Raw genomic sequence first — 19,828 nt, forward strand, 5'->3', positions numbered from 1 at the left:
CTTGTACTTGTATATGCTTTCATCATCGTGTCATCTTAAACTGATTATCTGTGTTGCTATTTCATCGTCCTATTCTCTGGTATATTTCAACCAACCTTCCTATCGGAGATTAATCAGGAAATCCAATGGGTTGATAAATACTGAAAGTACTAACTCAGGACTATTTTTTATGGATTGCATTCATTTAACAGGAATTCGCTGCTATGGCTACACTGGGTATCTGCAAGAAGAACAGGTACTTGGACAATGGTTTGAGGTGGATGTGAGGTTGTGGCTGGATCTCTCAAAAGCGGCTAAAACTGACGCAATAGAAGATACCATTGATTATCGTAGCGTTATCAGCTTAGTGCAAAATCTGGTGAAGACATCAAGGTTCTCTTTGGTAGAACGGTTAGCAACCACCATTGCAGATTCTATCTTGGCATCAAGCGATCGCGTGGTACAAGTTCAAGTTATTTTGAGTAAACCTGCTGCACCCATTCCAGATTTTGGCGGCAGAATTAGCATTGAACTGACTAAAACTAAATCTAATACCTAGCCCTAATCTTCCCAACTTGCAAGCAGGGAAATAAATCGTGTTGATTCCCGTAGTCTCCCCTAAAAGGGGAGAGTGCGACGTAAGTGAGGAGGTTTTAGGAATTCATACATATTTGAAAAGATTCCTTTTGCACCTGCTATTTTTGCAGACATCCATTTTATCCCGCTTGTGACCCGATATTAGAGCGGTTTTTAAATAAATGAACCACAGATGCACTAATTTAAACCCTGTACAGACTAGCAAGTGCAACGTCTGGACAATCTGGTCTATTTAGATGCAAATGGCTGTAAGCATCTATGGTAATTCAATTAGTCTAGCCAAAAAGTTAAAAAAAGCGCAAATGAAAAAATCTTTAAGTTAATAAATAACTAGTTATTCAGTAAGTATCCAGTAAAGTAAATATGTAGGTATTTTGAAGACTTTATTATGATATGATTACTCACTTTAGATTGAGTTAATATTGTCAAAAACGTTATTACTTAAGTCAAAGCTAAATTTTAATATGCTTAGTCCAAAAATTTTAGTTGTTGAAAATGAAAAAAAAATAGCATTAGAGCTTAAAAAGAGATTGCAAAACCTGGGTTATTCTGTTCCTGAAATTACCCTTTCTGGAGAAGAAGCAATAAAAAAAGTAGAAGAAACAAATCCCAGTCTAGTATTAGTTAATATTTGTTTAAAAGGAAAAATTAATGGGTGGCAAGTTGCTGATATTATTATGAATAATTTTAAAGTTCCAGTTTTATATTTAACCGATTGTCCAGAAGAAAAAATAAATACAAATCGATTAATAGAACCTTTCGGCTACATCACTAAACCAGTTGCTGAACGAGACCTGCATATTGCTATTGAAATGGCTCTTTATCAGCACAAAGCCAAAAGAAAATTACAGGAAGAAAAGCAAAAGTTTGTAGCGATTCTTAAAAGTATGGGCTGTGCAGTGATTATCACAGACACCTATGGTTGTATCTATATGATAAATCCAATTGCAGAAGCACTTACAGCCTGGAAGCAAGATGAAGCGGTTAATAAAAATTTAACAGAAGTATTGAGCTTGGTTGACAAAGATACAGGGGTGATTATCAAGGATTTAGCTACACAAGTCATACAAACAGGTGTTGTTTTGAATCTACCAGAAACTCTTACATTAGTTGCTAAAGATGATACAGAAATACAAATAGGGGGTAGTATTGCACCCATCCGCGATGACGATGGTAACATTATTGGCGCTGTTTTAGTTTTTGAAGATATCACTCAACGTAAACGAACAGAAGCGCAACTTGTTCGCAATGCTTTCTACGATGCGCTGACAGCACTACCCAATCGAGTTTTATTCTTTGAGAGGCTTAGACAAGTGTTTGATCGTGGAAAACGAAGGAACAATTATGGTTATGCTGTTTTGTTTTTAGATTTGGATGGCTTCAAGAGAATTAACGATAGCTTTGGACATAGTGTGGGTGATAATTTATTGATGGAAATTGCCCGACGTTTAGAATCGTGCTTACGCAGTGGCGATACGGTAGCACGATTTGGTGGTGATGAATTTGCGATTCTCATCGAAGATATTAAAGACGTTTCCGATGCAACAAATGTTGCCAACCGTATTCAAGAAACCTTAAGATTACCACTTTATCTAAATGAACATCTTATATCAATTGCAGCTAGCATTGGTATTGCTTTAAGTTGTAGTAGTTATGAGCAACCAGAAAATCTGCTGCGGGATGCTGATATCGCCATGTACCATGCAAAGGAACAGGGAAAAGCTCATTATGTTATGTTTAATTCCCAGCAGTTACTGGAGATTAATGAGTAATCGGCAAAAATTTCTGTCATGTGTATATACAATCGTCATTCATTTTTCCAGGATGATTCGCTTATAGTAACTATGCAACTTGAATGCTCATTAGCTTATGACTATAGGTAGGATATGGCGAAAATCTCTATCTTAGTACCAAATAAATGACTAACTTAGATCAACTAAAAAGTTGAAAATCGCAGTGTGCTAATAGAAGATACCTGAGCCTGAACGAGGGATAATAGAATTCTGCGCTACTTCCCTAAATTATGACTCTTATCGTCTTCGGCAGTATCAACATAGACTTGGTTGCAACAGCGCCTCGCTTACCAGTTGCAGGAGAAACGCTGCTAGGAGGAGATTTTTTCAAAGCACCAGGTGGTAAAGGCGCAAATCAAGCAGTAGCATCAGCGCGACTGGGAGTTCCAACATACATGGTGGGACGCATAGGCGCAGATAGTTTTGGTGCAGAACTTGTCCACAGTCTACAAGAATCTGGCGTGCAGACTGACAATGTGTTTGTGGATGAAAGTGTGAGTTCTGGTGTTGCCATGATCACTGTAGATGTGAGGGGTGAAAATCAAATTATTGTCATTCCTGGTGCGAATGGGCGTGTCAATCAGCAAGATGTGGAACGATTGTCGCGTTTATTACCGGAAGCTAGGGCACTGCTTTTACAATTTGAAATCCCCATGTCTGCTGTTGTTGCAGCTGCCAAAGTCGCAACAGAGGCGGGAGTGACAGTCATTCTCGATCCAGCACCCGTGCAAAAAGATGTCCCAAATGAACTTTACTCATTGGTAGACATTATGACACCGAACGAAGTGGAAGCAGGGCAACTGGTGGGTTTTCCGGTGGATGGAGAAGAGTCGGCAAAAAAGGCTGCTGAAGTGTTACAGCAACGGGGTGTGAAAAATGCAATTGTGAAACTAGGTGCTAAGGGTGTTGTTTGTGCAACCACCAAGGAGACCTTTTTTATACCTGCGTTTCCAGTTCATACCGTTGACACAACTGCCGCCGGGGATGCGTTTAATAGTGGTTTGGCTGCGGCGCTTTGTGAAGAACTTCCTTTACGTCAGGCGGTGGTTTGGGGTGCAGCAGCGGGTGCAATGGCTGCGACAAAATCAGGGGCGCAACCTTCGCTTCCGGATAGGTTGACGTTTGATACCTTTGTTCGGGAAAGGGGAGTGGTTAGTGGTTAGTAGTTAGTGGGAAGTGGAACAACTACCAACTACCAACTACCAACTATCAACTATTTACCAATATCTTCGTTCCACAGTTGGGGATTTTCTTCAATAAACTCACTCATCATCTGTTCGCATTCATCGAGGTTGAGGTCAACAACGTCCACTCCGTGGGATACCATAAATTCTTTGGCACCAGGAAAAGTTTTTGATTCTCCTGCGATAACTTGTTTAATCCCAAATTGTACGACTGCCCCAGCACACAGATAACACGGCATTAAGGTTGAATAGAGTGTTGTACCTCTGTAGCTGCCGATTCTACCAGCATTACGAAGGCAATCGATTTCGGCATGGGTGACTGGATCTCCGTCTTGCACACGCTTGTTGTGTCCTTTGCCGATAATCTTGCCATCCTTGACGAGAACAGAACCAATTGGAATTCCACCTTCTTGTCTGCCTTTTTTTGCTTGTGCGATCGCAGCTTGCATGAACTCATCCATTTATCAAATCTCCATGTCTAAACAACTTGTCTTAATGGATCACGATGGCGGTGTAGATGATTATCTAGCAACTATGCTGCTAATGACGATGGATCACATACAGCCACTAGGTGTTGTCGTCACGCCAGCTGATTGCTATGCTGAACCAGCTGTAAGCGCTACACGTAAAATTCTAGATTTAATGGGGTGTTCTCATATCCCCGTTGCTGAAAGTAGTGTACGCGGTATCAACCCTTTTCCTCGCCTCTATCGTCGCGATTCATTTGTTGTTGACCATCTTCCCATTCTTAATCAAAACGAAACAATTCGCACACCTTTAGTTGCAGAACCTGGTCAAGATTTCATGATCCGGGTATTACGTGAAGCAGAAGAACCTGTAACACTGATGGTCACTGGTCCGTTAACCACGGTAGCAACCGCACTCGAAAAAGCACCAGACATTGAAGCGAAAATTCAAAAGATTGTTTGGATGGGAGGTGCGTTGAATGTTGGTGGTAATGTAGAAAAAAATTGGGAACCAGGACAAGACGGTTCCGCAGAATGGAATGTGTATTGGGACCCTATTTCAGTTGCGCGGGTGTGGCAAACCCAGATTGAAATTATCATGTGTCCTTTAGATTTGACCAACAATGTACCTGTGACATCAGAAATTGTGTACAAAATGGGAAAACAACGCGACTATCCAATCTCTGATTTAGCGGGGCAATGTTATGCCCTAGTTATCCCTCAAGATTATTATTTCTGGGATGTTCTAGCAACAGCTTATCTTGCTCATCCAGAATTCTATCAATTGCATGAGTGGGAAACCGAAATTATCACCACTGGTCTTAGTCAAGGACGTACCAAAATAGTGCCAGGAGGACGTAAGATTTATGCGATGGATCAGGTAGATAAAGAGGCTTTCTACGCTTATATTTTGCAGCAATGGGCACGCTAAATTTTGGATTTTGGATGTATTAACCGCAGATAAACGAGGCAGTGCGTTGGTGAATCAGTGCTGCGGGAGGGAAACCCTCCCGCAGCACTTACGCGTAGCGTCTCCGTAGGAGTTAGCAACTGCCGTGCGGATGGACGCAGATAATAGGCTGTTACATCTGCGTCCATCTGCGGTTGCAATTGTTTCGTAGATAAACTGTTCTTGCTCAATACTATGTATCTGTTTTAACTCGTAAAGACATTATTGAGTCATTTACATATTAATTGGTAGTATCTTGCACCCAACTGAGAACTACTATAGAACCCATTTGAGATCTTTGAGGTGAAGAAGTAAAATCGGCACAAACAGTGGAATAGAATCAGGTCAGGGCGAAAAATGGGATATTCAAGCGACGTGACAGACTTGGAATGGGAAATTATGGAGCCGTTATTGCCGACCAAGAAGAAAACAAGACCTCCTGTGTGGACAAAGAGGCAAATATTGAACGGGATATTTTATCAACTTAAGAATGGTTGCAACTGGGCAGACTTACCCAGAGATTTGCCGCCCTATTCTACTGTGTTCTGGCATTACAAGCAGTGGTGTGAAGATGGCATCCTGGACTCAATTATGGCTAATTTACATCAGGGAGTGCGTGAACAAGTAAAAAAAAACCACACTGGACAACCCTGATCCTGATTGATTCACAAGCGGTCAAAAATACTTGTAATGCCAGTGTTGAGTCGAAAGGGTTTTGTTTTTACAAAGCAACCAACGGGATTAAAAGACATCTAGCAGTGGATATATTGGGTTTCCCTTTCTTCACTCACTGCACCACCGCCAACGTATCTGATGACCAGGGGTTGATTGAAATGCTCTCACAAAATATCGATTATTTCCAATCTAAACCACTGGAATTGCCCAAAACAACTATCTTGGTAGATCATGGCTATCATCCTGAAAAAATTATCCCGGCCTTAGAGCAAATTTATCCCCAGATCATGACCAAAATCCAATTTGAACTCTCTGCCAAGCCATCAAAAGCTGAAAAGCAAGCCAAAGGACAATCCGGATTTGTTCCGGTGGCTGCTAGATGGGTGATAGAGAGATCCAATGCTTGGGTAGAGCGATGTAAAAGTTTAGTCAAAAACTTTGACCGCACACTCGCTCGTGCCAATGCCAAGCTCAAACTTTGTTTTATCCGATTGATGCTCAAACGATTAGCTGCTAGCTAGCAAAAAGATCTCAAATGGGTTCTATAGAAAATTCAGCCCCAAGCAAATAGCCGCAACGGTTCCTGCTACACAAATTTCACCTTGAAGGATTTTTTCCCTGACTGATTCCACAGGAATAAGGAGAACCTCAATTTCTTCTGTTATGTCTAGTTTTTGTTCTCCAGACTTTATCACATTTTCTGCTAAGAATAAATGTATTTTATTTGTATCTTTACTTGGCTTATCGTAAAGTGTTGCTATCTTTGTCAGTTCTTGAGCAATATAACCTGTTTCTTCTTGTAGTTCTCTAGCTGCTGCTGCTTCGGCGCTTTCTTTTGTTGCGTCAAAACTCCCTGCAGGGAGTTCTATAAAAAATTCACCTACTGCATGCCTATATTGACGAACGAAAATAATCTCTTTACTACTAGTAATAGGTAAAATCAGAGCAATTTCTGGCTTAATATTTACAAAATAATCATCTATAATTCTGCCATTTGGTAATTCTATTTCATCTTGCCTGACTTTGCACCAGTCATGAGCTAAAACCATTTTTGACTGCAAAAGCTTCCATTTTTGTAAGTCTGTCATGAAAAAATGGATACCAAAGGTAAGAGAAAAAATCTAAGCTTGTTAAAAAGTATAACACAGACACTCTAAAGATAGAACGCTGAACTAAACTTCGGGTTTGGGGTCTGCAATCTATTGGAAAATTAAGTATAATCATGCATATAAAGGTAGAAAGTTTTACTCTTAACAAGCGTTTTCCTTTGACCATTAGTCGCGGCACAAGGGCACAGACGACGAATGTATGGGTGAGGATTTTGCATGATGGTATTGAAGGCTGGGGGGAAGCATCGCCCTTTAATGTGGGTACTTATCCGCAATCAACACAGGTTATACAAGATGCGTTGCTGCAAACCGCATCTTCTTTGCAAGAATTCAATCCGTTGCAACGGCAGGAAATCGAGCAAGTGTTAACAAAAGCGTTAGTGCCCTCGTCTGCAAAAGCGGCGCTAGATATGGCAATGTATGATTGGTTGGGAAAGCGTGTGGGGCTACCGCTGTGGCAAATGTGGGGGTTGGATCGCAACACCATAGTACCGACCTCAATGACAATTGGTATTAATTCGCCAGAAGGGGCAAGAGCAAGGGTACGAAATTGGTTGGAATTGACTGATGTCCGTGTTTTTAAGGTCAAGTTAGGTACTCCAGACGGCATTGCTGCAGACCGGAAAATGTTAATGGCAGTGCGAGAAGAAGCACCAGCGCTAGAGTTGTCCGTTGATGCAAACGGGGGTTGGAGTTTGGAAGATGCACTCCAAATGTGCAATTGGCTTGCCGATATAGGTGTAAAGTATGTAGAACAGCCACTGCCAAGAGGGCAGGAAGAAGATTTAGCAGAGCTGAAGAAGCGAATTTCTCTACCTATTTTTGTTGATGAAAGTTGCTTCACTAGCTCCGATATTCCTAAATTGGTGAGCTGTGTGGATGGAATTAATATTAAACTGATGAAATCTGGGGGCTTAACCGAAGCAATGCGGATAGTCCATACAGCACGGGCACATGGGTTGCAAGTGATGTTTGGTTGCTATTCTGACAGTACGCTAGCTAATACAGCAGCGGCACAGCTTGCCCCACTGGCTGACTATCTCGACTTGGATAGTCACTTGAATTTAATAGATGACCCTTTTACAGGTGCATACGTGCAGGAGGGGAGAATTTTGCCAAACGATTTACCAGGATTGGGGGTACAACGTAGTGCGTCTAGCGCTTAATCAACGGGTAGCTATCCTACTCCATGAGGGAATCACTGGACCATTAGGTAAAACAGGGCTGTCACTTTTACGCTATAGTGAAGCCTCAATTGTAGCCGCGATTGACCGCGAATGTGCAGGCAAATCTTTGCCAGAATTAACAGGTATCAAGCGTGATGTGCCGATAGTTGCATCGGTTGCAGCCGCCCTAGAATACAAGCCTCAGGTTTTGGTCATTGGCATTGCTCCTAAAGGTGGCGCTTTGCCAGATGATTATTGGCATGAACTTAAGGACGCTGTATCAGCTGGGATGTCGGTGGTGAACGGTTTGCACACACCATTGGCAACTATGCCAGAGTTAAAGGCATTGCTTAAACCAGGGCAACTCATTTGGGATGTACGCAAAGAACCACCCAACTTAGGTGTTGCAAGCGGTTTAGCACGTCATCTTCCATGTCGGCGGGTTTTGACTGTGGGTACTGATATGTCAGTCGGCAAAATGTCAACAAGCCTAGAGTTACATTCGGTATCACGCCTGAGGGGCTGGCGTTCTAAGTTCCTTGCCACAGGTCAAACTGGTTTGATATTAGAAGGAGACGGTGTGCCATTGGATGCCGTACGGGTGGACTATGCCGCTGGTGCTGTGGAACAAATGGTGCTGCGATATGGTAAAAACTATGACATCTTGCACATTGAAGGACAAGGTTCGCTCCTGCACCCCGGTTCCACCGCAACGTTGCCCTTAATACGCGGTTCTCAACCAACACAATTGATATTGGTACATCGTGCTGGACAAACTGAGGTGCATAATAGTGATGTGCCAATTCCACCTTTAGGGGAGGTGGTAAAGCTTTATGAAACTGTAGCCCATGCAGGTGGCGCTTTTGCACCTGTCCCTGTAGTGGGTATCGCTCTTAACACTAAACACTTAGAGGAATCAGAGGCATTGGATGCGATCACCCAGGCTGAAGCAGAAACTGGTCTACCATGTACAGATTCAGTGCGTTTTGGCGCGGGTAAGTTGTTGGATGCGGTGATGCAAGGGTAAGTACTAAGGGCGGGTAAAACCCGTCCTTGCATTTAGAACAACATACAAGGAGGGATGTAAGGGTGTAATTATCATTTTAGGTATTTATGTTTCAGTCTTCTGCGCTAATATTTAATGAGTTCAGACTAATGTCTGATATATAGAACCCATTTGAGATCTTTGAGGTGAAGAAGTAAAATCGGCACAAACAGTGGAATAGAATCAGGTCAGGGCGAAAAATGGGATATTCAAGCGACGTGACAGACTTGGAATGGGAAATTATCGAGCCGTTATTGCCGACCAAGAAGAAAACAAGACCTCCTGTGTGGACAAAGAGGCAAATATTGAACGGGATATTTTATCAACTTAAGAATGGTTGCAACTGGGCAGACTTACCCAGAGATTTGCCGCCCTATTCTACTGTGTTCTGGCATTACAAGCAGTGGTGTGAAGATGGCATCCTGGACTCAATTATGGCTAATTTACATCAGGGAGTGCGTGAACAAGTAAAAAAAAACCACACTGGACAACCCTGATCCTGATTGATTCACAAGCGGTCAAAAATACTTGTAATGCCAGTGTTGAGTCGAAAGGGTTTTGTTTTTAAAAGCAACCAACGGGATTAAAAGACATCTAGCAGTGGATATATTGGGTTTCCCTTTCTTCACTCACTGCACCACCGCCAACGTATCTGATGACCAGGGGTTGATTGAAATGCTCTCACAAAATATCGATTATTTCCAATCTAAACCACTGGAATTGCCCAAAACAACTATCTTGGTAGATCATGGCTATCATCCTGAAAAAATTATCCCGGCCTTAGAGCAAATTTATCCCCAGATCATGACCAAAATCCAATTTGAACTCTCTGCCAAGCCATCAAAAGCTGAAAAGCAAGCCAAAGGACAATCCGGATTTGTTCCGGTGGCTGCTAGATGGGTGATAGAGAGATCCAATGCTTGGGTAGAGCGATGTAAAAGTTTAGTCAAAAACTTTGACCGCACACTCGCTCGTGCCAATGCCAAGCTCAAACTTTGTTTTATCCGATTGATGCTCAAACGATTAGCTGCTAGCTAGCAAAAAGATCTCAAATGGGTTCTATAAAGATTGGTATCTGTCCGATACTGTCAGATAAGTGGTATAACCAATGGTGTTCCACACTTGGACCAGAATTTGGAATTATCCGGATTATTGTGGCTACAATTGGTACATACAATATGATTTTGAACTGGAGTTTGAGGCTGAGAAGCGCTATTGCCAACGTTAGTTAAATTTGGTTCAGTTGGTGGATTATTGCTGTCAAAAGACTGAGGAATTAATACTGGAGTTACTTGAACAAGTACTGGCTACATCTGAGCAAAATGTTCGAGCAGCATTCGATGAACAAAAATGTAGCCACCCCCAACCGTTTGCAAAAAGATGCGTTCAGTGCCATAGTCAAGAAAGTGGGCATAGTTCTTGGGGATATAACCTTTACTATAAAGAATAAAGCGTAAAGTAAAGTGTTGGATGCAGGCTTTACCACCCCCAAAAATTAGCCCAAAAATTAGCCCAAAGTCTAGCCCCAAAAGTACCCAATTTGGTTTACCGCTTAATAAGCCGATTAATATGCCAATTAATCCGCCAATTCCTCCAATAATCAGAGCATTCCTGCCTGAGTTTGAAATGCCCTGATTGGGACTTGTTTTTCTCTCTATTTCTGGACCTCTCAGCCCACCAAGCAGCCCCAAAATCAGTTCAGCAATTAGCCAATAAATCACCCCCAAAAACACCTTCAATCCTAAATCCTTTCCATTAAGCAGCCCCACAATCAGCCCCAGAGGCAGTGTAACAACTAGCCCATTGATCAGAAGCTTCTTTGCTTCTTGCCAAGACCACAATTTCAGGGTTTCAACTGTTTTGATTTCTGTCATCTGCCATAATAAACTCAGCCCGCCAATAGGTAGACCAATTTGCAAACTAAGTTGAACAAACTTACTTTGATCTATAAATCCGATTAACGCACCAATCAGTCCCCCAAATAGCCCTCCAATCAGAAAACTTCCAATCCTATAAAGTATTTTTTGAGTCTTAGTCTGGAACCAAGTAGGCTGCAATCCTTCAATTAAAAACATCGTCTGAGAGGTTTGAGACAAACGCTTTGCTAGCCAAATTAGCCAGCGCATTGTTTGTTCTTTCGGGTATTTCTGTTTAGCTTCCTTGCGGCTAAACATCGTTTCAATATAAGTATTAAACAGATGCCGACGGTGTTCTTCTATCGAGTCTATTTGGGGTAAGTCTTCAACTAATTTGCCCTTATATGCCAGGGTCATAACGCTGAGAGTCAGGGGAGATTTGGCTAACTCTTGCAGTGCAGTATCTTTTTCAAGTAGTGTTCTCAAGGCTTCTAATTGATTGCCAGCACTGTTTAGATATTGGTTAATCTGCTCATCGGTTAAAGATTGGACGCAGATAGCACCTTGTAGTTGCAGACGAGTAGAAAGAGCTTTATAATCTTGGATGCGGCTACACACGATAATCTCGGTTTGTCCATGCTTTTGCATGAATTGATTTAACGCTTGAACACAGGCTTCCCGATACTCAGACTTCACCTCATCCAGACCATCCAGCGTCAGTAGCAGTTGTTGCTCTTTAATCCAAGTTTTACCTAGCGATTTGGAAACTTTATATTGCCTATTCAATTCTTGAACAAGCCAATCAGCAATATTTTCCCGCTTAGTTGCCCAAGAGGATAAATTAAATACGACTGGAATCGGTCGGCTTAAGTCCTCTTCAGTACGAGTTATCAAATGCTTTGTCAGTGTGAGGAGGGTTGTGGTTTTACCCGCTCCTGGCTCTCCTAATATCAGAAGAGTTCGTCCCTCTCCCATCCGATTGAAGACATCTGTTACCCCAACTCCCGTGGGTAGTGCTTGTCCAGATTTATCAGGCAACTCCTCAATACCAAGATGTTCTACTGCGTCTAATCGCTCTTCCAAACCCAGTTCAATCATCACTCTGGTATGCAATGACTTTTCTAAAACACCTTCAATCCAATAGTTTTTAACTTTATTGAGCAAAACCTTACGTTGTCTGTACTCCTCCTGAGTAGAGGGTTTTGCTACATCAGATGCCCGCCGACCTAAGAAATCAGATATCTGAAAAAGACTTTTATTTACATAAATGACGCTTCCATGAATTAAGTCACCTTGGATATAATCACCCTCAATTGACTCATTATAATTGCCGGTTCTTATGTTAATATTGCGGTTTGCAGACTCTTTATTGTTTGTCATACTCTTACACCAGTAAAGTTATTAAATAACAAAGAAAACAGACGACTACAATTTACACAAAAATAGAAGATATTAAGCTTTAATTCCCCTTAGTTTTTTGCCAATCTTCTAAAGCACCAATGACAAAGCTAGCTGCTGGATGATTGAGTAATTGCTCAAAAGCCTGAACACCACCTGCTTCCAATGCACTAAGTATCCTCTCTGCTAAAGAGGGATTATTTTCAATACTCTTAATAGTTTCGGCAGCTACTTGCATTTTACCCAAGGTGGTATCAGTGGAATAAGACTTGTCTAACTGTTCGAGTAACTTCTGAATTTCAGCAGCAGCATCTACCTCAAGGCTTTGTTTTTGCCCACCACCATCAGCATAATAATTACCTTGTACATAATTGCCTTGAATGCGCTCGTTGTAGTTACCGCTTCCTATGTTGATACTGCGTTTCTCAGTCATATCAGATTTTAGTTCCTGATTTTTTAAAATTATTTGATTGCTAGAAGGTAAATTTTCTAAAATTTTGTTAATTTTGATTTTTGGAATGAAAGACTGTGGAATGCCATTTAGATCAATATTGTTACAGCCGAGTTGAAAAGCATCCTCATAGTTTCTCCCAGCACCAATCACATCATAAAATCCTTGGCTAAATTTAATTGCTGCATCATCCCCTATACTACTCTCCATACCAATAACGCAATAAATATGCTTATGAATTTCTTCAGCCTGAACTTCTGAATAGCAGGCGTTGAGTAGCACACATTCAATTTTGTTTTTAAAACTCTTAAATAGGTCTGTTAGTGATTTTGTACTTACTAATTGCATTTGCCCAGAGTTATTCTCTAAAGCTATGCCTCCTGAGACCTCAGGCTTAGGGACAATATTTCGCTGTTGTTGCACTAGTCTGGAGTTATCTTCTAATACTGAACTGTTAGTTCTGATTCCATGCCCAGAAAAATGTACAATTTGTGGTTCGTAATCTAACAAAGCACGACGCAAATCATCAATCCGAACAGCACCCTCAGTAATGACTTCAAAATTATCTCGATATTTGGAACGTTTCAAAGCTGTCTTTATTTCCCGAATTTCCTCATCTAAACGTAGCCAATCTGTGTTTCTAGGGTTGGCTGATAAAATTAGAACTTTTTTCATCTTTTTTCATGAATACAAAATCTACAAGAAAATTTACATTTGAAATATCTAGACTATTGAACTTTTGTATACTTCAAGCTGTTCAAATAAGTTTGTGTCACACAAATGAGCTTGTACTTAATATAGTATGCAGGTTTAGCTTGAAGCATTTATCTTCTTATAGATGCACGAAGAAAAATTAGAGGCAATGCGATCGCCAACATCGTCACTGGTGTCTTAGGTTACGCAGTGACTGGTAGTCTTTTCGGTCCGTTTTCTGCCCTAGACTCCACGATTATGATGCTACGGGGAGAAGAAGCCATAGGTGAGTCGGTAGCAAAGCAGGCGAAAAAGCAAATGAATTTAGTCAAAGATGAAGCTGTTGTAAAATACGTCGATGAAATTGGACAGAAACTTGCGAAAGTGGCAGGACGTAATGAGTTTAAATATGAGTTTTTTGTCATGCCGCAAGAAGACCTCAACGCCTTTGCACTCCCTGGAGGCAAAATCTTTCTTAACGCAGGTGCAATTGCCAAAACCAACTCAGAAGCAGAACTAGCTGGGTTAATCGGTCATGAATTATCCCACGTCGTCCTTTCCCACGGTTTTCAACTCGTCACACAGGGAAACCTCATTGCCAACGTCACCCAGTATATTCCCTATGGTGGTACTATCGGTCAATTGTTTGCACTCAGCTATAGCCGCGATATGGAACGTCAAGCAGATACTCTTGGGACACGCTTGATTACTGCAACAGGATACGCTGCTGATGGCTTGCGTAACTTAATGGTGACACTGGACAAACAACAGAAATTCAACCCTCCCAGTTGGTTATCTTCTCACCCAGGCGGCGATGAGCGAGTTCGCTCTCTAGAAGAGTTGATTTCGCGCAACAACTACAACCGCTACGCTTATGAAGGAGTCGCGCGTCACGCAGAAATTAAAGCAAAGGCAAAACAGATCCTCAAAGAGGAAAAGGAAAGAAAAGATAAAAAGGGACGCCGACGATGAATCAAAATCACAAGATTATTCGTCATTGGAATTATCAACTCCCAACTTTGATCTCGTGTTAAAAGTGTCTATGCTATCTCAACCTCTGAAGTTTCTGTTTTTGAGTGGTCTTGGTTTATCCTTGTTCCTGGGTAATTCCACAGCATTCGCGCAAGTGGGTGGATCGGGTGATGTTGTCGTACCAACAACTCCAGCAGGTAGTAGTGGTACAACATCAACTACAACAACGACAACAGGAACAGGTTCCTCCACAAGCACAACGACAACAAATTCCTCAACAGCTATTGATAGCGGTAATCGGTTTTTCTGTCAGTCTTACAACGGTCAGTACACTGTGATGTACCAGCCAGAAAGTCAACCCGGTCAATACTATGCTTGGGCAACTCCTAGAACTTTGGGAGGCGGCTGGGATACACAAAAGCGTTGTGAAACCATTGCCCAACGCTTAGAAACGTATCGCCCAGATGGTTTGGTTGATCTGAAGACAGCGGTAGAGAACAGACAGAATATTCTGTGTGTAACCACTGAAGCTGTTCCTTACTGTCGAATTGTACTGACAGTACCTCCCGAAAAAGACCCTTATGTTGTCCGTAATAGCGTTTTCCAAAACCTCGCATCTGCTGATAGCGGACAGCAAACTTTTGGCGTCAACACTTATACCAGTGGTAATGACGAGCTGTCCAACTTGGGTCGAACAATTTTCGGCGGGGGCAAAAAACCCTCTGCTTCTTCTAAAGACCCCATCAATCTCAAACCTTTCCTGGATCGAGCCGATGGCGGTACCGGAGCAAAACTCCGCAATGGTGTATCGCTTGGTGGTCAGAAGTCTCAACCTCAAACAGGCTATCGCCTAAATCCCAGAAAATTCCGCTGATTGATTAGACTTCTTGCATTCATTCCAAAAAAAGAATAATGAACCACAGATGGACACAGATGGACACAGATGGAATCAAACAGATGCAAGAGGTCTATTGTCAAAAAATGAGTTGCGCGCCAAGAGGTTAAAGGTCAGTTCAAAACTGCAGCCTCTGTAAGAACTTACAGCATATTGCAAGTAAATGGAGTACAACGCGCTTTGTCGAAAAGCCAGACGCCGAGCCAATTTTACTTCTGACCGGAGGCGGAGCATCTGGTGGCTCCGCTTCTGACTTCTGACTCCTGCTGTATATAGCGCTTCTCATCTTATATGAAGTACTAATAGCCTACGGCACGGCTTACGCCTACATCTGTGTCCATCTGTGTCCATCTGTGGTTTATTATTTCTTTGTGTACCTCACCCAATTGCAAACCGCTATAATACTTGGGCTGTGGGCAATAGAAAGCTAGGATATGGGAAAACTAAAGTTTTTCTATTTCTTCTTGGGAAATTGAGAATTATCCTCTTGAGAGGAGTCTAGTTGCAATTGTTGACGTCCGTTGCGGATGACTCGCAACATATCCTGAAGATTCTGCTCAATATTTTCTAGGACGCCATCAGCGTAGTCATCGGCTCCCTGTTCAATGGCTTCCGCTTCTGCAATTGCTTGACGGCGGATTTCCTCTATTTCTTGCTGACAGGCGCGTCGCTTGCGGTCAATTTCTGCGAGGGTTTCTTGCAGCATAGCCTCACATTCTTGTTGCACTTGTCGCCGCACTTCCGAGGCTTCCTGTTCTGCCTCTGCGATGATATCGCTTTCATCCAAAATTTGCGATCGCTTGGCTTGCGCTGCATCAACAATTTGTTGCCCGTACTCTTCCGCTTGCAGGAGAATTTCCTCTCTTTGCTGGATGATTGCTACTACTTCTTGAAAAGCTTCAGGTAAAGAAAGCCTTATGTAATCGAGCTGATCCAGCAGTTTGTCTTCATCCACTAACGTGCGTCGTGTTAATGGAATGTTGAAACCAGCAAGAATCATCTCCTCCAAGCGGTTGAGTTCCTGCTGAATATCTAGGCTTGCTATTCGCGTAGCTTCTCCGTTGTAGGAGATTCCACCGGCAAACTCTTGCGTTCGGGGATTGCTTCCGTTTTGATTTGATTCGATACTGGATGGTTTTGGGCGTAGCATTGGTAAATATCCAGGGCAACGTGCGGGGGAACAAGATGATCTATAGAGCCACCAAATTTAGCAATCTCTCTTACCACACTACTACTTAAAAAACTATACTCATTTGATGTTGCTAAGAAAACTGTTTCTATTTCATTAGAAAGGGTTTTATTTGTGTGAGCCATCTGAAGTTCTACTTCAAAGTCTGAAATTGCTCGTAGACCCCGCAGGAGCACTTGCGCTTCCCGCATTTGAGCATAATTCACGGTCAAACCGTCAAAGGCGTCTACCTCTACATTAGATAGGTGTTTTGTCGATAGACGAATCTGTTCTAGCCGTTTTTGCACCGTAAACAGCGGATTTTTGTTAGGATTTCTCAGGACGGCGACAATCACTTGGGCAAACAACCGACTGCCGCGTTGGATGATGTCAAGGTGTCCTAAGGTGATAGGATCGAAGCTTCCTGGATAAATGGCAATCACAATCACGAAATGCATCAAAGTTGCTTAGGTGATTATATCTAACCACTGGTTATTCGTGGCAAAGTACAAGTTTTCATTTCAAAATTTTAGGATATTTGTCTTTGTGAAGCTCTGGTGCATCTGGTGTCATACTCTTATTTATCTGCCCTGAAAATAAACTTATTGATAAATACACTGCCTATGCTCCCTTCTTAACCAAAGGGGACTTAAAATCAATGCTGTGGTTGCAACAGTTTTTGAGGGAGTCAACAGTAGTGGTCTATCACATTTATTTTGAAGGCTTCGTAGTGAGCGCTTAAGCGCTCAAAGAATCTAGGACTAAAGTCCTGACTACGAACCTTATACCCCTACAACGCCAGATGCCTCAAGTCGGGGAACCCGCCCACGGCACTGGCTCCCCTACACCCCTACACCCCTTCTTGGTCAAATGTACATTAGCTTTTTATAGTCTTCTAGGTACTTTTGCATGGCACTGGATCTTTCCACCTTGCCCTTGGCATTTCAATTTACTTCTCCAGGACCGATTCTGGTGAAAATAGGACCATTAACTATCCGTTGGTATGGTTTTTTAATTGCTTCAGCAGTATTGATTGGTGTTACGCTTTCCCAGTTCTTGGCAAAGCGCCGTAACGTTAATCCAGAGTTGATTAGCGATTTGTCAATTTGGTTGGTCATTGCGGCAATTCCAGCAGCACGCTTATATTACGTTTTGTTTCAATGGTCAGAATATGCCCAGCACCCAGAGCGCATTATTGCTATTTGGCAAGGAGGCATTGCGATTCATGGAGCGATTATTGGTGGCGTTGTTGCAGCATTAATATTTGCCAAAACTAAGCAAGTTTCTTTCTGGCAATTGGCTGACGTAGTCGCTCCTTCGCTGATTTTAGGGCAAGCAATTGGACGTTGGGGCAATTTCTTCAATTCCGAGGCTTTTGGTAGTCCCACGAATTTACCTTGGAAGCTGTATATTCCACCGCAACACCGTCCCCCAGAATTGGCTAATTTTGAGTACTTCCATCCCACTTTTCTTTATGAATCTCTGTGGGATTTCATGGTATTCGCCTTGCTGATCACTTTATTTTTTAGGAGTTTGTCGGGTAAACCAGCTTTGAAAACAGGTACGCTGTCTCTAGTTTATTTGGCAGCTTACAGCTTAGGACGCCTATGGATAGAAGGTTTTCGGACGGATAGTTTGATGCTTGGACCGCTACGGATAGCACAAGTTGTGAGCTTACTGGGAATAGTCTTCGGTTTAGCTGGGTTAGCTTGGCTTTACAAAGCTAAACGCCCTTTACCGGATGTCACTTCCACACCCTAGGTACATGGGGCAATGGGGAGGTGGGGGGAGTGGGGGAACAAGGGGAAATCTTAACTGTTGACCCTTGACTCAAAAATAAAAAATGCCCCAGAGCTTTGTCTAGGGCTTAACCAGGGTGCATCTACCACTACATTTTTCTAGAAGGAGGGGTTGTATCCGGAAAGATACTGAAGAAAATGCCAAAAAAATTTTTTGAGGAATTGATGTGTGTTCGCGTATGCGTGAATTTACTAAGCTAATGAGTACAAAAATAACTTATAAAGCTTTAGAACCTGCTGTGTATATCGTGGGTGCAGGACCTGGAGATCCCGATTTGTTGACACTCAAGGCGCAAAAACTGCTCCAACGTGCCGATGTGATTTTATTTGCTGATTCCTTAGTACCCCAACAGATTTTACAGTTTTGCCGCGAAGATGCGGAGATTATTCCCACTGCGAACAAGACTTTAGAAGAGATTTTACCAGTCATGATAGAACGAGTGCGATCGCACAAATCTGTTGTGCGTCTCCATTCTGGCGACCCTAGTCTTTACAGTGCTATCCACGAGCAAATGCACGTTTTGGCAGAGGCAGAAATTCCCTTTGAAGTCATACCAGGTATCAGCGCTTTTCAAGCCGCAGCCGCCAAACTCAAAGTAGAACTCACTGTTCCCGGTTTAGTCCAAACAATCATACTGACGCGCATCAGCGGACGCACAGAAGTTCCCCAAACAGAAGAATTAGCAACGCTTGCAGCCCATCAAGCTAGTCTATGTTTATATCTGAGTGCGCGTCATGTTGAAGATGCCCAAGCCAAACTCTTAGAACACTATTCAGCCCAAACGCCAGTGGCAATTTGCTATCGATTAGGGTGGAGTGATGAAAAAATCAGGGTTGTTCCCCTCAATCAAATGGCAGATTGTACTCACCAAGAAAAGCTGATTCGCACCACACTTTATGTCATCAGCCCTGCACTCTCGCAAGCATCAGCACGCTCTCGTTTATATCATCCCGAACACACTCATCTGTTTCGCTCATCTCATGATCAGTGATGAGGAGTGGGGGAAGTAAGTAGAAGGGCTTAATTAAATAAAAACTCGCGCGTCAGGGCTTTAGCCCTTTAAAATCTTATACAGAGCGATAAATCGCTCACTACGAACAAAAGTTTTATCTTACATTTAATTAAGTCCACCTACTTACTCGTGCAGCTTAATAAAATTAACTGGGTAATTGATACTATCAAAATTGAGAATTTTGAATTGTTATTATGCCTTTAATTAAAGTCCAAACTTCTGTATCCGCTCCTCTTGGAGAAGAAGTTGAAGCAATGCTCAAAAGCCTATCAGCTAAACTAGCCAGGCATACAGGAAAGCCAGAATCCTATATGATGACGGCTTTTGAAGCAGGAGTTCCTATGACATTTGGCGGTACGACAGATCCAGTATGTTACATTGAGATTAAGAGTGTCGGTACAATGAAGCCAGACCAAACCCAGGCGATGAGTCAGGACTTTTGCCAAGAGATTAACAAAGCGCTGGGTGTGCCTCAAAATCGCATCTATATAGAGTTTGCTGATGCCAAAGGCGCAATGTGGGGCTGGAATGGTACAACTTTCGGTTAATTTTTTGATTGTTTGAGTGTTGGAAACCGCAATCACAAACCCAGGCAACAAGAGCAGGAATCGCCTACCAT

The 19,828-nt window shown here is 42.4% G+C and carries 22 protein-coding genes and 1 pseudogene; 15 read left to right on the forward strand and 8 right to left on the reverse strand.

All coding sequences use genetic code 11. The features are described 5' to 3' along the window. Positions 1-169 precede the first annotated feature (169 nt). The 3 genes from folB (at position 170) to rbsK (ending at position 3,532) form a co-directional block, all read left to right on the forward strand. Positions 170-538: a dihydroneopterin aldolase gene (gene folB, locus MAS10914_RS0126000; protein WP_017318876.1), complete on the forward strand. Its 369-nt coding sequence runs from the start codon at positions 170-172 to the stop codon at positions 536-538. Between the two features lie 502 nt (positions 539-1,040). Continuing rightward, positions 1,041-2,348: a diguanylate cyclase domain-containing protein gene (locus MAS10914_RS0126005; RefSeq protein ID WP_017318877.1), complete on the forward strand. Its 1,308-nt coding sequence runs from the start codon at positions 1,041-1,043 to the stop codon at positions 2,346-2,348. A gap of 251 nt (positions 2,349-2,599) precedes the next feature. Next, the gene (rbsK, locus tag MAS10914_RS0126010) at positions 2,600-3,532 is read left to right on the forward strand and encodes a ribokinase (protein ID WP_017318878.1); all 933 of its coding nucleotides are present in this window, start codon (positions 2,600-2,602) and stop codon (positions 3,530-3,532) included. A 50-nt stretch (positions 3,533-3,582) separates the two neighbouring features. Here rbsK and MAS10914_RS0126015 read toward each other — a convergent pair whose 3' ends face one another. Next, positions 3,583-4,014, reverse strand: a complete 432-nt coding sequence (locus MAS10914_RS0126015) for a nucleoside deaminase (RefSeq protein WP_017318879.1) — start codon at positions 4,012-4,014, stop codon at positions 3,583-3,585. 13 nt (positions 4,015-4,027) lie between these two features. On the opposite strand from MAS10914_RS0126015, the gene MAS10914_RS0126020 reads away from it, so the two are divergent. After that, entirely contained in the window at positions 4,028-4,951 is a 924-nt protein-coding gene (locus tag MAS10914_RS0126020) for a nucleoside hydrolase (RefSeq protein WP_017318880.1), read from the forward strand. Here the strand turns inward: MAS10914_RS0126020 and MAS10914_RS35950 are convergent. Then, entirely contained in the window at positions 4,948-5,118 is a 171-nt protein-coding gene (locus MAS10914_RS35950) for a hypothetical protein (protein WP_232224235.1), read from the reverse strand. The genes MAS10914_RS0126020 and MAS10914_RS35950 overlap by 4 nt on opposite strands. Before the next feature lie 208 nt (positions 5,119-5,326). Between MAS10914_RS35950 and MAS10914_RS0126025 the strand changes: the two genes are divergently transcribed. Continuing rightward, positions 5,327-5,623 (forward strand): transposase, encoded by a 297-nt coding sequence (locus MAS10914_RS0126025; protein ID WP_017318881.1) that lies wholly within the window; start codon positions 5,327-5,329, stop codon positions 5,621-5,623. A gap of 5 nt (positions 5,624-5,628) precedes the next feature. Then, positions 5,629-6,165 (forward strand): transposase, encoded by a 537-nt coding sequence (locus tag MAS10914_RS0126030; protein WP_232224257.1) that lies wholly within the window; start codon positions 5,629-5,631, stop codon positions 6,163-6,165. A 21-nt stretch (positions 6,166-6,186) separates the two neighbouring features. Here MAS10914_RS0126030 and MAS10914_RS0126035 read toward each other — a convergent pair whose 3' ends face one another. Beyond that, a complete protein-coding gene (locus MAS10914_RS0126035; RefSeq protein ID WP_017318882.1) occupies positions 6,187-6,732 on the reverse strand; it encodes an NUDIX hydrolase in 546 nt (181 codons plus the stop codon). Positions 6,733-6,866: 134 nt separating this feature from the next. Between MAS10914_RS0126035 and MAS10914_RS0126040 the strand changes: the two genes are divergently transcribed. The 4 genes from MAS10914_RS0126040 to MAS10914_RS31800 all read left to right on the forward strand — a co-directional run bounded on the left by MAS10914_RS0126040 (position 6,867) and on the right by MAS10914_RS31800 (position 10,002). Next, a complete protein-coding gene (locus MAS10914_RS0126040) occupies positions 6,867-7,919 on the forward strand; it encodes a dipeptide epimerase (protein ID WP_017318883.1) in 1,053 nt (350 codons plus the stop codon). After that, entirely contained in the window at positions 7,903-8,946 is a 1,044-nt protein-coding gene (locus MAS10914_RS0126045; RefSeq protein ID WP_017318884.1) for a DUF1611 domain-containing protein, read from the forward strand. Before MAS10914_RS0126040 ends, MAS10914_RS0126045 begins: the two co-directional genes overlap by 17 nt. Positions 8,947-9,164: 218 nt before the next feature. After that, positions 9,165-9,461, forward strand: coding sequence for a transposase (locus tag MAS10914_RS0126050; RefSeq protein WP_017314682.1), 297 nt, complete (start codon positions 9,165-9,167; stop codon positions 9,459-9,461). Between the two features lie 103 nt (positions 9,462-9,564). Then, on the forward strand, positions 9,565-10,002 hold the full coding sequence (locus MAS10914_RS31800) for a transposase (RefSeq protein WP_232224236.1): 438 nt from the start codon (positions 9,565-9,567) through the stop codon (positions 10,000-10,002). Positions 10,003-10,052: 50 nt separating this feature from the next. On the opposite strand, the gene MAS10914_RS36715 is transcribed toward MAS10914_RS31800, so the two are convergent. The 3 genes from MAS10914_RS36715 to MAS10914_RS31095 form a co-directional block, all read right to left on the reverse strand. Beyond that, a complete protein-coding gene (locus MAS10914_RS36715; protein ID WP_408605899.1) occupies positions 10,053-10,241 on the reverse strand; it encodes a zinc-ribbon domain-containing protein in 189 nt (62 codons plus the stop codon). Positions 10,242-10,271: 30 nt separating this feature from the next. Next, a complete protein-coding gene (locus tag MAS10914_RS31090) occupies positions 10,272-12,200 on the reverse strand; it encodes an NACHT domain-containing protein (protein ID WP_017318885.1) in 1,929 nt (642 codons plus the stop codon). 79 nt (positions 12,201-12,279) lie between these two features. After that, entirely contained in the window at positions 12,280-13,344 is a 1,065-nt protein-coding gene (locus tag MAS10914_RS31095) for a CHAT domain-containing protein (RefSeq protein WP_017318886.1), read from the reverse strand. A gap of 168 nt (positions 13,345-13,512) precedes the next feature. Between MAS10914_RS31095 and MAS10914_RS31805 the strand changes: the two are divergent. Then, positions 13,513-14,334: pseudogene (locus MAS10914_RS31805) on the forward strand (M48 family metallopeptidase); the annotation flags it as partial. A gap of 70 nt (positions 14,335-14,404) precedes the next feature. Beyond that, the gene (locus MAS10914_RS0126075) at positions 14,405-15,208 is read left to right on the forward strand and encodes a COP23 domain-containing protein (RefSeq protein ID WP_017318888.1); all 804 of its coding nucleotides are present in this window, start codon (positions 14,405-14,407) and stop codon (positions 15,206-15,208) included. 475 nt (positions 15,209-15,683) lie between these two features. Here the strand turns inward: MAS10914_RS0126075 and MAS10914_RS0126085 are convergent, their stop codons facing one another. After that, positions 15,684-16,379 carry a DivIVA domain-containing protein gene (locus MAS10914_RS0126085; RefSeq protein WP_198015005.1) on the reverse strand — a complete coding sequence of 232 codons (696 nt, stop codon included), beginning with the start codon at positions 16,377-16,379 and terminating at the stop codon, positions 15,684-15,686. Further along, the gene (gene coaD / locus MAS10914_RS0126090; RefSeq protein WP_026082826.1) at positions 16,271-16,840 is read right to left on the reverse strand and encodes a pantetheine-phosphate adenylyltransferase; all 570 of its coding nucleotides are present in this window, start codon (positions 16,838-16,840) and stop codon (positions 16,271-16,273) included. The genes MAS10914_RS0126085 and coaD overlap by 109 nt, the downstream gene beginning before the upstream one ends. A 466-nt stretch (positions 16,841-17,306) precedes the next feature. On the opposite strand from coaD, the gene lgt reads away from it, so the two are divergent. The 3 genes from lgt (at position 17,307) to MAS10914_RS0126105 (ending at position 19,757) form a co-directional block, all read left to right on the forward strand. Beyond that, complete coding sequence (gene lgt / locus MAS10914_RS0126095; RefSeq protein WP_017318892.1) at positions 17,307-18,158, forward strand: prolipoprotein diacylglyceryl transferase; 852 nt, start codon at positions 17,307-17,309, stop codon at positions 18,156-18,158. Positions 18,159-18,375: 217 nt separating this feature from the next. After that, positions 18,376-19,188, forward strand: coding sequence for a precorrin-4 C(11)-methyltransferase (cobM, locus tag MAS10914_RS0126100; protein ID WP_017318893.1), 813 nt, complete (start codon positions 18,376-18,378; stop codon positions 19,186-19,188). Positions 19,189-19,403: 215 nt separating this feature from the next. Beyond that, on the forward strand, positions 19,404-19,757 hold the full coding sequence (locus tag MAS10914_RS0126105) for a phenylpyruvate tautomerase MIF-related protein (protein WP_017318894.1): 354 nt from the start codon (positions 19,404-19,406) through the stop codon (positions 19,755-19,757). Positions 19,758-19,828: the final 71 nt, after the last annotated feature.

This window comes from Mastigocladopsis repens PCC 10914, assembly GCF_000315565.1.
In the GTDB taxonomy this organism is placed as follows: Bacteria; Cyanobacteriota; Cyanobacteriia; order Cyanobacteriales; family Nostocaceae; genus Mastigocladopsis; species Mastigocladopsis repens.